Source organism: Thiofilum sp. (assembly GCF_016711335.1).
GTDB lineage: Bacteria > Pseudomonadota > Gammaproteobacteria > Thiotrichales > Thiotrichaceae > Thiofilum.
Window position 1 is genome coordinate 1,344,900 of sequence record NZ_JADJTF010000001.1, and the last position, 14,188, is coordinate 1,359,087.

Annotated in this window: 15 protein-coding genes; 11 read left to right on the top strand and 4 right to left on the bottom strand. The window is 44.3% G+C overall.

All coding sequences use genetic code 11. The features are described 5' to 3' along the window. Positions 1 to 7: 7 nt before the first annotated feature. Positions 8 to 1,387 carry a F0F1 ATP synthase subunit beta gene (gene atpD / locus IPL34_RS06325; protein ID WP_296839323.1) on the top strand — a complete coding sequence of 460 codons (1,380 nt, stop codon included), beginning with the start codon at positions 8 to 10 and terminating at the stop codon, positions 1,385 to 1,387. Positions 1,388 to 1,404: 17 nt separating this feature from the next. Further along, positions 1,405 to 1,830 carry a F0F1 ATP synthase subunit epsilon gene (locus IPL34_RS06330; protein ID WP_296839325.1) on the top strand — a complete coding sequence of 142 codons (426 nt, stop codon included), beginning with the start codon at positions 1,405 to 1,407 and terminating at the stop codon, positions 1,828 to 1,830. A 57-nt stretch (positions 1,831 to 1,887) separates the two neighbouring features. Here the strand turns inward: IPL34_RS06330 and IPL34_RS06335 are convergent, their stop codons facing one another. Then, entirely contained in the window at positions 1,888 to 2,112 is a 225-nt protein-coding gene (locus IPL34_RS06335) for a hypothetical protein (protein WP_296839328.1), read from the bottom strand. 240 nt (positions 2,113 to 2,352) lie between these two features. Here IPL34_RS06335 and glmU point away from each other — a divergent pair, with 240 nt between their 5' ends. From glmU to sulP, 3 genes are all read left to right on the top strand, one after another. Continuing rightward, positions 2,353 to 3,723 (top strand): bifunctional UDP-N-acetylglucosamine diphosphorylase/glucosamine-1-phosphate N-acetyltransferase GlmU, encoded by a 1,371-nt coding sequence (gene glmU / locus IPL34_RS06340; protein ID WP_366931022.1) that lies wholly within the window; start codon positions 2,353 to 2,355, stop codon positions 3,721 to 3,723. Then, complete coding sequence (gene glmS / locus IPL34_RS06345; protein WP_296839330.1) at positions 3,723 to 5,561, top strand: glutamine--fructose-6-phosphate transaminase (isomerizing); 1,839 nt, start codon at positions 3,723 to 3,725, stop codon at positions 5,559 to 5,561. Before glmU ends, glmS begins: the two co-directional genes overlap by 1 nt. Positions 5,562 to 5,671: 110 nt before the next feature. Further along, positions 5,672 to 7,435 carry a SulP family inorganic anion transporter gene (gene sulP, locus IPL34_RS06350; RefSeq protein WP_296839331.1) on the top strand — a complete coding sequence of 588 codons (1,764 nt, stop codon included), beginning with the start codon at positions 5,672 to 5,674 and terminating at the stop codon, positions 7,433 to 7,435. A 25-nt stretch (positions 7,436 to 7,460) separates the two neighbouring features. Here the strand turns inward: sulP and moaC are convergent, their stop codons facing one another. The 3 genes from moaC to IPL34_RS06365 form a co-directional block, all read right to left on the bottom strand. Then, on the bottom strand, positions 7,461 to 7,940 hold the full coding sequence (moaC, locus tag IPL34_RS06355) for a cyclic pyranopterin monophosphate synthase MoaC (RefSeq protein ID WP_296839333.1): 480 nt from the start codon (positions 7,938 to 7,940) through the stop codon (positions 7,461 to 7,463). Then, on the bottom strand, positions 7,940 to 9,397 hold the full coding sequence (locus IPL34_RS06360; RefSeq protein ID WP_296839335.1) for a S41 family peptidase: 1,458 nt from the start codon (positions 9,395 to 9,397) through the stop codon (positions 7,940 to 7,942). The genes moaC and IPL34_RS06360 overlap by 1 nt, the downstream gene beginning before the upstream one ends. Positions 9,398 to 9,548: 151 nt before the next feature. Beyond that, entirely contained in the window at positions 9,549 to 10,826 is a 1,278-nt protein-coding gene (locus tag IPL34_RS06365; protein WP_296839337.1) for a peptidoglycan DD-metalloendopeptidase family protein, read from the bottom strand. 254 nt (positions 10,827 to 11,080) lie between these two features. Here IPL34_RS06365 and IPL34_RS06370 point away from each other — a divergent pair, with 254 nt between their 5' ends. From IPL34_RS06370 to IPL34_RS06395, 6 genes are all read left to right on the top strand, one after another. Continuing rightward, on the top strand, positions 11,081 to 11,416 hold the full coding sequence (locus tag IPL34_RS06370; protein ID WP_296839339.1) for a metalloregulator ArsR/SmtB family transcription factor: 336 nt from the start codon (positions 11,081 to 11,083) through the stop codon (positions 11,414 to 11,416). Between the two features lie 116 nt (positions 11,417 to 11,532). Further along, positions 11,533 to 11,958: a rhodanese-like domain-containing protein gene (locus IPL34_RS06375; RefSeq protein WP_296839341.1), complete on the top strand. Its 426-nt coding sequence runs from the start codon at positions 11,533 to 11,535 to the stop codon at positions 11,956 to 11,958. An 8-nt stretch (positions 11,959 to 11,966) separates the two neighbouring features. Next, on the top strand, positions 11,967 to 12,230 hold the full coding sequence (gene grxC / locus IPL34_RS06380) for a glutaredoxin 3 (protein WP_296843044.1): 264 nt from the start codon (positions 11,967 to 11,969) through the stop codon (positions 12,228 to 12,230). Next, positions 12,224 to 12,652, top strand: coding sequence for a thioredoxin TrxC (gene trxC / locus IPL34_RS06385; protein ID WP_296839342.1), 429 nt, complete (start codon positions 12,224 to 12,226; stop codon positions 12,650 to 12,652). The genes grxC and trxC overlap by 7 nt, the downstream gene beginning before the upstream one ends. 39 nt (positions 12,653 to 12,691) lie before the next feature. Next, on the top strand, positions 12,692 to 13,168 hold the full coding sequence (gene secB, locus IPL34_RS06390) for a protein-export chaperone SecB (RefSeq protein ID WP_296839343.1): 477 nt from the start codon (positions 12,692 to 12,694) through the stop codon (positions 13,166 to 13,168). A gap of 14 nt (positions 13,169 to 13,182) precedes the next feature. Beyond that, complete coding sequence (locus IPL34_RS06395; protein ID WP_296839345.1) at positions 13,183 to 14,187, top strand: NAD(P)H-dependent glycerol-3-phosphate dehydrogenase; 1,005 nt, start codon at positions 13,183 to 13,185, stop codon at positions 14,185 to 14,187. The last annotated feature ends 1 nt before the right edge of the window (position 14,188 follow it).

The window sequence follows — 14,188 nt, forward strand, 5'->3', positions numbered from 1 at the left end:
TGTTTTAATGAGTACTGGACACATCGTTCAAGTAATCGGTGCGGTTGTTGACGTGGAATTCCCGCGTGACTCTGTGCCGAAAGTATACGATGCCCTATCCGTTGCCGATCAAGGTGGTTTGACCTTAGAAGTTCAAACCCAGCTAGGTGATGGTGTAGTACGTGCGATTGCCATGGGTGCGTCCGATGGTCTTCGTCGTGGTATGGGTGTTGCAAATACTGGTGCACCAATTTCTGTACCAGTAGGTAGAGGCACTTTAGGTCGTATCATGGACGTATTGGGCACTCCAATCGACATGAAAGGCGACGTTGAAGCTACTGAAAAATGGCCTATTCACCGTGCTCCTCCTAGCTACGAAGAGCAAGCGAGTGGGGTTTCAATTTTAGAGACGGGTATTAAAGTTGTTGACTTAATTATGCCTATCTCTAAGGGTGGTAAAGTAGGTCTGTTCGGGGGGGCGGGTGTAGGTAAAACCGTTACTCTGATGGAACTGATCAACAATATCGCTAAAGCACACTCTGGTTTATCCGTATTCGCTGGGGTAGGTGAGCGTACTCGTGAGGGTAACGACTTCTATCACGAAATGGCCGAAGGTGGCGTTCTGGACAAAGTAGCCCTAGTCTACGGTCAGATGAATGAACCTCCTGGAAACCGTTTACGGGTGGCTTTAACGGGTTTGACTATGGCGGAGTTCTTCCGTGACGAAGGTCGTGACGTATTATTGTTCGTTGACAATATTTATCGCTATACCTTAGCGGGTACTGAAGTATCAGCTCTCTTGGGGCGTATGCCTTCTGCGGTAGGTTATCAACCTACACTAGCTGAAGAGATGGGTGCGTTACAAGAGCGTATTACTTCTACCAAGATTGGCTCTATTACGTCTTTCCAAGCGGTATACGTACCAGCAGACGACTTAACAGACCCATCACCTGCTACTACCTTCGCTCACTTAGACGCGACACTCGTATTGTCACGTAATATCGCTGAGTTAGGTATTTACCCTGCGGTTGACCCATTGGCCTCTACTTCGCGTTTATTAGATCCTCTAGTAATCGGTGAAGAGCATTATAATGTGGCTCGCGGTGTACAAGGTGTTCTGCAACGTTATAAAGAATTACAAGACATTATCGCCATTCTAGGTATGGATGAATTGTCTGATGAAGATAAGAAAGTGGTAGGACGTGCGCGTCGTATTCAACGTTTCTTATCTCAACCTTTCCACGTTGCGGAAGTATTTACAGGTTCTCCGGGTAAATACGTAACCTTGAAAGAAACGATTGCAGGCTTTAAGGCGATTCTGAGCGGTGAGCATGATGCTCTACCAGAACAATCGTTCTATATGGTCGGTAGCATCGAAGAGGCTATAGAAAAGGCCAAGAAACTCTAATCTGAGGAGGTATTCTTATGGCAATGACTATACGTCTTGATGTAGTAAGTGCGGAAAAAAAGCTATTTTCTGGTAGCGTTTACGAAGTCAGTGTGCCGGGTGTTATGGGTGAGTTAGGTATTCACCCCCGCCATGCACAATTGATTTCGCCACTGCGCCCCGGTGAGTTACGTTATAAGCCGGAAAATGGTGATGCTGCGTCTTTGTTCGTTTCAGGTGGTGTTGTTGAGGTTCAACCCTACGTGGTCACAGTATTAGCTGATACGGCGATTCGTGCGGATGATCTTGATGAAAAAGCCGCTTTAGAGGCGAAAAAACGTGCTGAAGATGCGTTAGCAGGTAAAGATCCCGAAGATCTTAACTATGAAGCGCTCCAAGCCGAACTAGAAGCAGCCAAAGCACAAATTGAAATGCTACAGCGTATTAGTAAAAACCGTCGTTAATCTGATAGGTGCTACTAAATTAAAAAGCGACCCTTGGGTCGCTTTTTAGTTATCAGGCTATTTAGTTTTCTCGCTAGCCCAAAATTCTTTATCACATTCCATACATAAAAAACGTTTGCGACTAGGAAAGAATAGCCGTTGCCACCAGCTACGATGTACACGAGCAACATAACCACCTTTCGTATTACAATGAGGGCAAGTTACTGACGCCTGTTGTACTTGTTGAGCATGATCAGCCATTGCGGTGTTGCCATAAAGTAGTTGTAATCGATAATCGGACATAGCGTCTTCCTTCTATTTAGCACACACAAAAATGATTGCAGAAAATTATTCCTGAATAAGTTCAAACAATAGGGATGATTCCGACAGGTGGTAATTTACCGGGAGTAAGCTGAATAGAGTGCTATATAATTCGCATTTATTAAGCTACAAATCTACTACAATGACAGCAGCATAGGGCCTAGCCTAATTTTAGTATTATTATCTTTAACTCATTTATTCATTAAGCGCTGACTATAATCCATGATGAAGTTATTTCCTATTATTCTTGCGGCGGGTCAAGGGACTCGTATGCGTTCTGCTTTGCCTAAAGTATTGCATCCTATTGCGGGTAAACCGATGTTGCAGCATGTGATTGATGCTTGTGAGCAATTAACGGTGACTAAAATAGCAGTTGTCTACGGACATGGAGGCGAACAAGTTAAACAACAAGTAGTAGGAAAACAGCTATTATGGGCGCTACAAGCTGAGCAAAAAGGTACAGGTCACGCTGTGCAGCAAGCTATTGATTTAGCTGAGGATAGTGATCTAGTGCTCATCGCTTATGGTGATGTTCCGCTGATTCGTGCCGAAACCTTAAATAAGTTATGTCTAGGCTTAGGGCAAGCGACCTTATGCGTCCTAACTACTAAAGTACCTCATCCTAAAGGCTATGGACGGATTGTGCGCGATGCACAGGGCAAGGTAAAAGCCATTGTTGAGGAAAAGGATACGAATGACGAGCAGCGTTTAATTAATGAGATTAATACGGGTTTTATGGCGGCACGAGCGAGCGATTGGAAGCGTTGGCTGAAACAACTTACGCCTCAAAATGCTCAAGGTGAGTATTATCTAACCGATTGTGTAGGTTTAGCCGTTGCAGAAGGTTGGGTAGTCAGTAGCGTGTTATGTGAGGACTCCCAAGAGGTTGAGGGCGTAAATAATCGTATTCAGCTTGCCCAATTAGAACGTGTAGCGCAAAAGCGTCAAGTAGAGCAATTAATGCTAAATGGCGTCACTATTGTAGATCCAGCTCGTCTGGATATTCGTGGCAAAGTAAGCGCACAAATCGATACTTATATCGATGTCAATGTGGTACTGCAAGGAGAGGTGGTACTAGGAAAGAATGTCGTCATTGAACCCAATTGCATTATTAAAGACTCTACTATTGGTGATTTTTGCCATATTAAAGCCAATAGCCTGATTGAATCAGCAGTGATTGCACGCGATTGTGATATTGGGCCTTTTGCACGGGTACGTCCGGGTACGGTCTTAGAGCCGGAGGCTAAAATTGGCAATTTCGTGGAAACTAAAAAAGCTTATATTGGTTCTGGCAGTAAAGTGAGTCACTTAAGCTATATTGGCGATGCGACAGTAGGTGCGAATGTTAATATAGGTGCAGGTACGATTACCTGCAATTACGATGGTGTTAATAAGCATCAAACCATTATTGGAGATGATGCGTTTATTGGTTCATGTACCCAATTAGTAGCCCCAGTGAAAGTGGGCGAGGGTGCGACGATTGGTGCGGGTTCTACAATTACTAAAGATACCCCACCTCATCAATTAACACTCACTCGCGCCCCACAAAAAACGATTGAAAACTGGCAACGCCCAGTTAAGGAGCCAAAGTAATGTGTGGAATTGTTGGTGCAGTTGCGCAACGTCCCGTCACTGAAATCCTACTTGAAGGATTACGTCGCCTTGAATATCGTGGTTATGATTCCGCAGGTTTAGCGGTGATTGATCAACAAGGTAAGTTAGTGCGTAGTCGGGCTTTAGGTCGAGTAGCCCGCTTACAAGAGCGCCTCCAATCTGAACCTATTGAAGGACATATCGGCATTGCTCATACGCGCTGGGCCACTCATGGCGTACCTGCCGAGCATAATGCACACCCGCATTTTAGTACCGAGCGTGTCGGCTTAGTCCATAACGGTATTGTGGAAAATCATGCAGAGCTAAGAGCTGAGCTTAAGTCACAAGGTTATGTGTTTACCTCCGAAACCGATACTGAGGTAGTAGCACATTTACTCAATCGTTGCTTAGAAAAGGGCGATGACGTACTGCAAGCAATGCTTAATACGCGCTCTCAATTAACGGGAGCCTATAGTTTTGCCGTCATCGCGCATGATGATCCCGAAACCTTAATCGTCGCGCGTCAAGGCAGTCCGTTGGTTATAGGTTTAGGTTTGGGCGAAAATTTTGTTGGCTCCGATATTCAAGCCTTATTACCAGTGACTTCGCGCTTTATCTATTTAGAAAATGGCGATGTAGCGCGGGTAAAGCGTTATGGCATTGAAATTTTTGATAGTAATAATGAGCCAGTAGAGCGTCCGGTTAAGCAATCTAATGTCAGCTCATTTGCGTCTGATTTGGGTGAATATCGCCACTTTATGCTCAAAGAAATTTTTGAGCAGCCTAGTGCATTGGCGGCTACTTTAGAGGGGCGGATTGGGGCGAATGGGATTGAGTGGAGTGCTATTAAAGGGCAGCAAGTACAAGAGCGTCTGGCTCAGGTAGAGTCGATCCAGATCATTGCATGCGGTACTAGCTTTCATGCGGGTTTAGTAGGGCGTTATTGGATTGAAGCCTTAACTGATATTCCTTGCCAAATTGAGGTAGCTAGTGAGTATCGCTATCGTCGCCAAGCACCGCGTAAAAATCAATTAGTCATTACCATCTCTCAATCCGGCGAGACCGCCGATACTTTAGCCGCACTAGAAAAAATTAAACAAGAGCAAAGTTGCCTAGCCTCGCTGACTATTTGCAATGTACCTGAGAGTTCACTGACACGGGAATCTGATTGGTCTTTAATGACGATAGCAGGACCTGAAATTGGGGTGGCTTCAACAAAAGCTTTTACTACTCAATTAGCAGCTTTGCAATTATTGGTAGGACTGCTAATTCAAGCTAAGGGTGGCGATACTGGTAAAGTAGAGCAATTAAGTAATGAATTACGCCAGCTACCTCTATTAATTGAGCAAACCTTAAATCTGAATGATGCGATTGAGCAATTAGCCGAGCGCTTTTTAGAAAAGCACCATGCCTTATTTTTAGGGCGCGGTGAAATGTATCCCATTGCTATGGAAGGGGCATTAAAGCTTAAGGAAATTTCTTATATTCATGCCGAAGCTTACCCAGCGGGTGAGTTAAAGCATGGTCCGCTGGCTTTAGTCGATAGTGAAATGCCTATTGTAACGGTAGCGCCTAATACCGTTTTATTAGAGAAATTAAAGTCTAATTTAGAGGAAGTGCGTTCGCGTGGTGGTGAGCTGTATGTGTTTGCGGATAAAGAGGCGCATATTCAAGCATTGAGTAATTTACACGTACTAGAAATGCCGCATGTGCCGGAATTACTAACCCCGATTGTTTATACCATTCCCTTGCAGTTATTGTCCTATCACGTAGCTGTACTGAAAGGAACCGATGTCGATAAACCACGTAACTTAGCGAAATCGGTGACAGTAGAGTAAGTTACCTATCTTTAAAGTGATACTGACAGTTGTGAGGTAAGTGCTAATATAGCTCCAACTCAATAGCCTCTTTTAGAGGCTATTTTTATATGAGATGGAGGAGATTTCCTTTGGCTTGGCTATATCAGTTATTTAAAGATATACCGTTGCGGTTCACCCCTTTTTTAAGCTGGATTGGTGAGCTAAAGCAATTCAGTGTGCTAAAAGCGGATGCCTTAGCAGGTTTAAGTGTTGCTCTAGTACTCATTCCGCAGTCGATGGCGTATGCCTCGCTGGCGGGTTTGCCTGCTCAAGTAGGGCTGTACGCTTCGTTTTTACCCGTCATTATTGCAGCAGTATTGGGTTCCTCACGCCATTTAGCGACCGGTCCGGTGGCGGTGGTATCATTAATGTCGGCTGCTGCTTTGCAGGGAGTGTTGGGGTCAAATCCTGATCCTACTACCTTTATTGCTTATTCAGCCTTTTTAGCTCTTATTGTCGGCGTTATCCAACTCTCACTGGGGCTGTTGAGGTTAGGCGTATTGGTCGACTTCTTATCACATCCAGTAATTGTCGGTTTTACCAATGCCGCTGCGCTGATTATTGCTTCCTCACAATTAAGCAAATTATTTGGCTTAAAAATCCCCGACCTTGAGCATCAGTATGAGGTGGTATGGCACACGATTAAATCATTAGGTCATTCCCACTGGCCGACCGTAGCGATGGCGGGATTTTCTTTATTTACACTGCTAGTGTTACGGCGCTATGCCCCTAAATTACCCAATATTCTTATTACAGTAGTGATAGCAACTGTATTAGCGATGTTGACAGGTTATGAAGAAATGGGGGGTAAAGTGGTGGGTAAAATCGCCGCTGGTTTACCAGAACTTAGTATTCCTAGCATTTCTGCGCATCATTTAGTGCAATTAATTGCCTCTGGTCTTGTTATTGCTTTGGTAGGCTTTGTGGAGGCTATCTCTATTGCTAAGTCTATTGCTGCGCAAACTCGCCATCCACTATCGGCTAATCAAGAGTTAGTGGGGCAGGGGTTGGCTAATATGGTGTCAGGTATTTTTCAAGGTTATGCCGTTTCTGGTTCCTTCTCGCGCACGGCGGTCAATTATGCTTCCAAAGCACGTACCGGATTTTCATCGGTAGTCACAGGGTTATTAGTGGCTTTAACGTTATTATTTTTTGTTGACTGGTTATACCACTTACCTCAAGCGACCTTAGCGGCTGTCATTATGATTGCGGTACTAGGGTTGATTAAGTTTGAGCCATTACGTCATGCATGGAAGGTGACTTATCATGATGGAATCGTGGGTATTGTCACGTTTATTACGACCTTAGTGGTAGCGCCACATCTAGAGTATGGGATTATGGCTGGGGTGTTATTGTCACTAGGGCTATTCTTATATCGCACTATGAGTCCGCATTTTGCTGAAGTATCACGGCATCCAGACGGCTCTTTACGAGATATTAATCGCCATAACTTAGTTAGTAGTGAGACGGTAGGTATTTATCGTTTTGATGGGGATCTATATTTCGCTAATTCAGGCTATTTAGAAGGGAAACTACTCAATAGTGTCGCCCAGAAGCCGAAAATGAAAGTGTTAGTGCTCGATATGGAATCAGTCGATCAGGTGGATTCAACTGGAGAGGAAATGCTCATTCGTGTTGCTGACCGTTTAAAAGGCTTGGGCATAGAGTTTTACTTAGCACGGGTAAAAATGCCAGTGTGTAAAGCGTTCCAGCGCTCTGGTTTAACGGCTCATATTGGTGAAGAGCGCTTTTTCCGCGAGCGCACCGAAGCGGTGTGTCATGCTAAAGAAGTGTTGGGAGATGCGATTGATATTACGCCCATTTTATTCTACACCCAGCCTAAGACGGCTTAGTGTTTAATGTGCGTTTACTAGAGACTCAGGTTGCTTGCCAGTGACCTGAGCGCCCGCCTTGTTTTTCTACCAGACGAATATTGCTCAATATCATCCCCTTATCCACGGCTTTACACATATCATAAATAGTCAATAAAGCGACATTCACGGCGGTGAGAGCTTCCATTTCAACGCCTGTTTGTCCTGTCGTTTCTACTTGCACCGAACAGGATACTCGCGTGTGGGGACTACTTTCAGGAATAAAATCGATATGAATATGGGTCAAAGCGAGAGGATGGCAGAGGGGAATGAGTTCAGCCGTCCGTTTCGCCGCCATAATGCCTGCAATGCGGGCAATGCCTAAGACATCGCCTTTTTTATGCTCACCTGCCAAAATTTTATCTAAGGTGGTAGGTTGCATATGGATTTCGCCCTTGGCAATCGCTATACGGTGGGTCGCTGCTTTAGCACCGACATCCACCATATGAGCTTCGCCTTGAGCATTGAAATGGGTTAAATCACTCATTAAAGCGTCTTAGCGGGGGGCGTAGCGTCTTTATTGCGTTTAGTAGCAAGATCAATACCTTTTAGGATATTAAGTGCTTCAAATAACTGGTAATCGGTCTCCGCTAAGGGCTTATCCTGATCCGCTTTAGAGGCATCAGTCTGAGGCTGGCTCGTTTCTTTATCCGTAGTACTGCCGGTAGTTTTATCCTTGGTAGGCTCAGCCGGTTTGTTCTTTGCCTCTTCTTCTTTTAAAGCCTCATCGGCTTCCTTAGCGGCTTTTAACGTAGGGTTACTTAAATGCTTGCTTAAATCGGCTTCGCTTAAGAGATCCAAGTCTTCATTGGCATTAGTATCAGCACTGACCTTGAGCGCTTTCAATTCAATATCAGGTTTAATGCCTTCTGCTTGAATGGAGCGTCCTAGGGGGGTGAAGTATCGTGCGGTAGTGATTTTAATCGCGGTCTTTTCGTCTAAAGGTAATACAGTTTGGACTGAACCTTTACCAAAGGTTTTTTGCCCAACGATGACAGCACGCTTATGATCCTGAAGTGCACCAGACACAATCTCAGAAGCCGAGGCTGAACCACGGTTGACCAGTACCACAATGGGCGAGCCATTAAGAATATCGCCCTTTTGAGCGCTGTATTCCATTTTGGCATCTTCAACACGCCCTTCGGTGTAGACAATTTTACCTGCATCCAAGAAGGCATCGGATACACCCACCGCCGCATTTAATACGCCACCCGGATTATTCCGTAAGTCCAATATCAGACCACGTAAAGCACCTTTATTATCTTTTTGTAAAGCAGCAATAGCCTCATTCAGTGAGTCAGTGGTTTTAGATTGGAAGCTACTGATGCGCACATAGCCGTAGCCGGGTTCTAATACCCGTTGTTTAACACTATTTACCTTGATAACGGCACGAGTAATAGTGACTTTAAAGGGTTTAGGTTTACCTTCTCGCACTATTAATAAATTAATATCGGTATTAGGCTTGCCACGCATGATTTTGACTGCATCATTCAGTGACATGCCTTTAACAGGTTTGTCATCGAGCCGAATAATTAAATCGCCTGCCTCAAGACCTGCTTTCTGAGCCGGGGTATCATCAATAGGGGAAATGACCTTAACAAAGCCATCCTCCATACCGACCTCAATCCCTAAACCACCAAACTCACCCGTCGTGCCGACTTGAAGCTCTTTATATTCTTCTTCATTGAGATAGTCAGAGTGAGGATCTAAACCGGTTAACATGCCACGAATCGCATTCCCGATAAGTTCTTTGTCTTTGACGGGTTCGACGTAATCTTCTTTAACGCGGCTATACACTTCGGTGAATTTTTTGAGGTCGTCTAGCGGCATAACCGCAGCATCGTCTGCACTTTGTTTAAAGGCAAATACATTGATACTTACCGTTGCGGTCACACCTAATAAGACGCCTATTAAAGTGCCGAGGACGAGACGTTGTGATTGCATAAATTTAATTCTCTCTAAGGGGCGCTAGCCACCCACCCTTGTCTGTTATTAATAGTAGCAGCTCTGCTATTCAATAATGGATTTAAAGTACAGGATAGTTTACTAAATCTAAAGCTGCTTAAGTAAGTTCAGTTATCATACTCGCAAGTGCTTAGCGACACCAAATAGCCGGATTCATTGGGGTCACCCCTTTGCGAATTTCAAAGTAAAGACCATTTTGGTTTTGTCCCCCTGAGTTCCCTACGGCGGCAATCACTTCATTGGCTTTAATCAGGCTACCTTCCTTTTTATAAAGTACGCGATTATAACCGTAGAGACTCATGTAGTTACGATCATGTTCAACCATAATCACATGCCCATAACCCGGACGCCAATCCGCAAAAATGACTTTACCCGCTGCTATGCTGCGTACAGGTGCGCCGCCCTCTGCTTTGATCACTACACCATTCCATTGTAGTTTTTCATTTCGTCTAGAACGATAGGCGTGCAGAATGCGCCCACTGGTGGGCCAAGCCAATTTACCTTTCAGTTGGGTAAAAGGGCGATTATTACTATAACTCACTGTCTCAGCATTAGTTTGAGTGCGTTTGGGAGTAGGTGTTGGTGTTGCTGCCCCCATCAAGGTTTCTAGGGTTGCTTTAGTGGTTTGTTTGACCGAAGTAGGGGGGGGAGCAGCTTTAGCGGCTGCTTGAGCAGCTAATGCGGCTTGTTCGCGTTGTTCGGCAAGACGCTCGATAGTGCGTTGCAGTTGAGCTTCTTCTGCTTGAAGTTTAGCTAATTGGCGCGACTGGGTGCGCATATCACTCTTAAGTGTAGTTAATTTGCCTTCTCGCTCATTGAGTGTGGCTTGGAGTTGTAGTTGTTGGTTTTTAAGTGTACTAGACAATTCGGCTAGTGTTTGTTGTTCTGTATGGGCGGTTTCACGTAAGGTTAAAAGCTCAGCGCGAGTCTTGTGTAGGCGTTCAATGCGCTCCATACGATATTCATTAAGATAGTTAAAATAACGTAAATTGCGGCTAATATCGGAGGGGGCATCTTCACGCAACAGCAGACGCAGATGGGATTGTCCGCCGGTGGTGTACATCGCTTGTAATTGTTCGGCTAGAGCGGCCTTTTGTTCATCTAAGTCACGGTCTAGAGCTGCGCTTTTAGTATTCGCTTCTTGTAAGCGTTGTTGAGCAGCCTCAATTTTAAGCTCAGTTTTGCGGTAGTTAGTGGCAATATCACTGAGTTTTTTCTCTAATTGAGTGACTTCATCCGTCAGATTTTGATAGCGATCTTTGGTATTATCTAAAGTAACCTCTAGTTGTCGAATATCGCGCTGAATAGACTGTGTATCCGTAGGGGCAGCAGTCGCCATAAACGGATAGGCTACTAAAGGTAATAAGATGATGTTGAGTACTAGCAAACGTTGTAAATAAATGTTCACGGCTGGTCACAGTTAATAATTGGTGTGATGTTATACGATCAGCAGTCGCATTTTGCATAATAAGTAGCTTCTAGTGCTTTGTCTAGCCTTAGCAAGTTTTAAAAACATCTATTCCTATCTGGTATTCCCCCATTATTTTACTGGTAAAATCTAAGTTTTCTTATTAGGTTATGTTAATATTGGATCATAGTAATATTCTGATGCTAGACAAGAAGTAATTTTAAATTATCCACCTCTTTTAAAGATTAAGTACCATGATGCAGGAAGATTATAGTTTACCATTCGATATGTTAGGCAAGGATGAGGATATTGATCGTGCATCGCGCTCACTCAAGGCTATTTCTCATCCTTTGCGCCTCAAAATTTTATGTGTCCTAGGTGAGGATGAAGTCAACGTCCAAGATATTGTTGAGAATGTGGGCACTTCGCAGAGTAATATCTCACAACATTTAGCCATTTTGCGTGATAAAGGTATTCTAACCTCGCGCAAGGACGCTAATAAAGTGTTTTATAAGGTCGGTGATTACCGTACTTTACGTTTAATTAGTATGATGCAAGAGGTGTTCTGCACCCCAGCGGTTAAACGTTAAACTCAGTATTAGCATTCAGGTATCGCATAGTAATTACAGGCTAAAGTATTGTTATGCTTTACCATGAGCGCGGGTATGTATATCTTTAGGGACATTTTAGCTAACAGGATAGTGTTGTGAACGAGTACGTAGCATTTGTGCAAAATCATTTACTACTGGTGGTAGGGTTTGTTGGGGTCTTGGGGTTTACCATTTGGTTAGAGTTTAATCGCTTGACTCGCAAATATAAGCAATTAGACACCACACAGGCGGTACGCCTACTCAATGATGATAATACTATTGTCATTGATGTGCGTGAGGGTAATGAAGTAAGTGCTGGCAAAATTAAAGGTGCACGTCATATTCCGCTAGGGCAAGTAGCTACTCGCGTGGGCGAACTGGAAAAATTCAAAGATCAACCTATATTAGTATATTGTCGTTCCGGTAATCGTTCAGCCATGGCTGCCAATACCTTGACTAAGAAAGGCTTTACCAATGTCAATAATTTGGCAGGAGGTATTACGTCTTGGGAGAGTGCCAATTTGCCTGTGAGTAAGAAGTAATGAGTACACTGCCTGCGGTTAAAATGTATGCTACCCGTTTCTGCCCTTACTGCATGCGGGCGCGATCCTTATTAAACCGTAAGCAAGTACCTTTTACTGAGATTAATGTGGGTAATGATGGCGAGCTATGGGCTGAAATGGAAGCGCTTAGCGGACGCAATACCGTTCCACAAATCTTTATCGGTGAGCGTTCTATTGGTGGTTATGATGATATGGCTGCCTTAGAGCGCTCAGGTGAACTCGATCAATTATTAGGATTAACATCATGTTAGTGGTATGTCCGCATTGTCAAAAAACCAATCGCCTACCCAGTGATAAACCCGCCGATCAAGCTTTATGCGGCTCTTGTGGGCAAGTATTATTGACGGGCACGCCCATAGAGCTAGATTTTGCGCAATTACAAAAGCACATTAGTCGCAATGAAATGCCCGTTTTAGTGGATTTTTGGGCGCCTTGGTGTGCGCCTTGCCGCATGATGGCCCCCGCTTTTGCCGAAGCCGCCGCGCAATTATCACCCCATGTACGTTTAGCGAAAGTCGATACCGAAGCCCATCAACAAGCAGGTGCTATGTTTGGTATTCGTAGTATTCCGACTATGGTGCTGTTTGTGGGCGGGCAAGAAAAGGCGCGGGTTTCAGGCGCGATGAATACTTCACAGATTAAGGCATGGGTTAATCAAGCCCTTGCATCATGATTTAATTTAACAACAATGACTACACTCAGGGTTTACAACATGAGCGATACCAATACTGCCGCCGCACAAGAAGAACAACAATTTATTATTCAGCGCATCTATTTAAAAGATGTGTCTTTTGAAGCACCTAGCTCGCCTAGCGTCTTTACCGAGACTTGGGACCCTGATACCGATTTAGATCTCAATACTCATGTTAATACCTTGCAAAACAATAATTACGAAGTAGAGCTAATGCTGACTATTACCGTAAAAAGTAATGGCAGACCTGCTTTCTTAGTCGAAGTTAAACAAGCAGGTGTATTTTTTATTACCGGATATGCTCCTGAACATTTGAATCACTTATTAGCCGCTTATTGCCCGAATACTTTATTCCCCTATGCGCGTGAAGTGATCGCAGGCTTAGTCTCTAAAGGTAGTTTCCCTGAATTACATCTTTCACCGATTAACTTCGATGCTTTATATGTACGTCGTTTGCAAGAGCAAATGGAGCGTACTACTGAAGCTCAACCAGCTTAATTATTTGACGCTAAGTGGATATTATTCAATCAATCGCAGTGTATGGTGCAGGCTCTTGGGGTACTGCACTGGCACTCCAATTAGCGCGTAATCAGATTGCAGTACAATTATGGGATATTAGTCCAGAGCATATCCAAGTACTGCAAACTGAAAAAGAAAATAAGCGCTATCTTCCCACTATTCCTTTGCCTTCCTATCTCACACCTAATGCTGATTTAGCCAAGGTTGCGAAGTCTAGTCATTACCATTTAATCGTAGTACCGAGTCATGGCATGCGTTCTTTATTACAACGCTTAAAGCCCTTATTGACTGACCAAGATGCGATTATTTGGGCTACGAAAGGGATTGAGCTAGACACAGGTAAGCTACTCCACGAAGTTGTAATAGAAGAGTTACCCTTTTGCCAACATTATGCAGTCGTTTCCGGTCCTACCTTTGCCGCTGAGGTGGCGAGTGGTTTACCTACCGCGATGACCGTGGCCGCTAACTCGCAAGTACTTGCAAAAACCATTGCTAAAGCCTTTAGTGCTAATAACTATCGTGTTTATACCAGTACCGATGTTATAGGTGTGGAGCTAGGGGGCGCGATTAAAAATGTGTTGGCGATTGCAGCGGGTATTTCCGATGGTTTGGGCTATGGTGCGAATGCACGCGCTGCCATTATTACTCGTGGTTTAGCCGAAATTAAACGCCTGAGTGAAGTACTCGGCGCTCAACCAGAAACCTTAATGGGATTAGCCGGTTTAGGCGATCTAGTACTTACTTGCACCGATAATCAATCGCGTAATCGACGCTTAGGTCTAGCCTTGGGGCAAGGTAAAGATTTAGAGACGGCCATCGCTGAAATTGGTCAAGCAGTAGAGGGCGCTAAATCGGCGCATTCGATTGGCTTATTAGCCGAACGCGCTGGCGTGGAAATGCCCATTTGTCAGCAAGTGTATCGTATTTTATATCAAGGTTTAGCGCCTGCGGATGCAGTCAAAGCCTTAATCACGCGTGATCTTAAAGCAGAATTCTAGG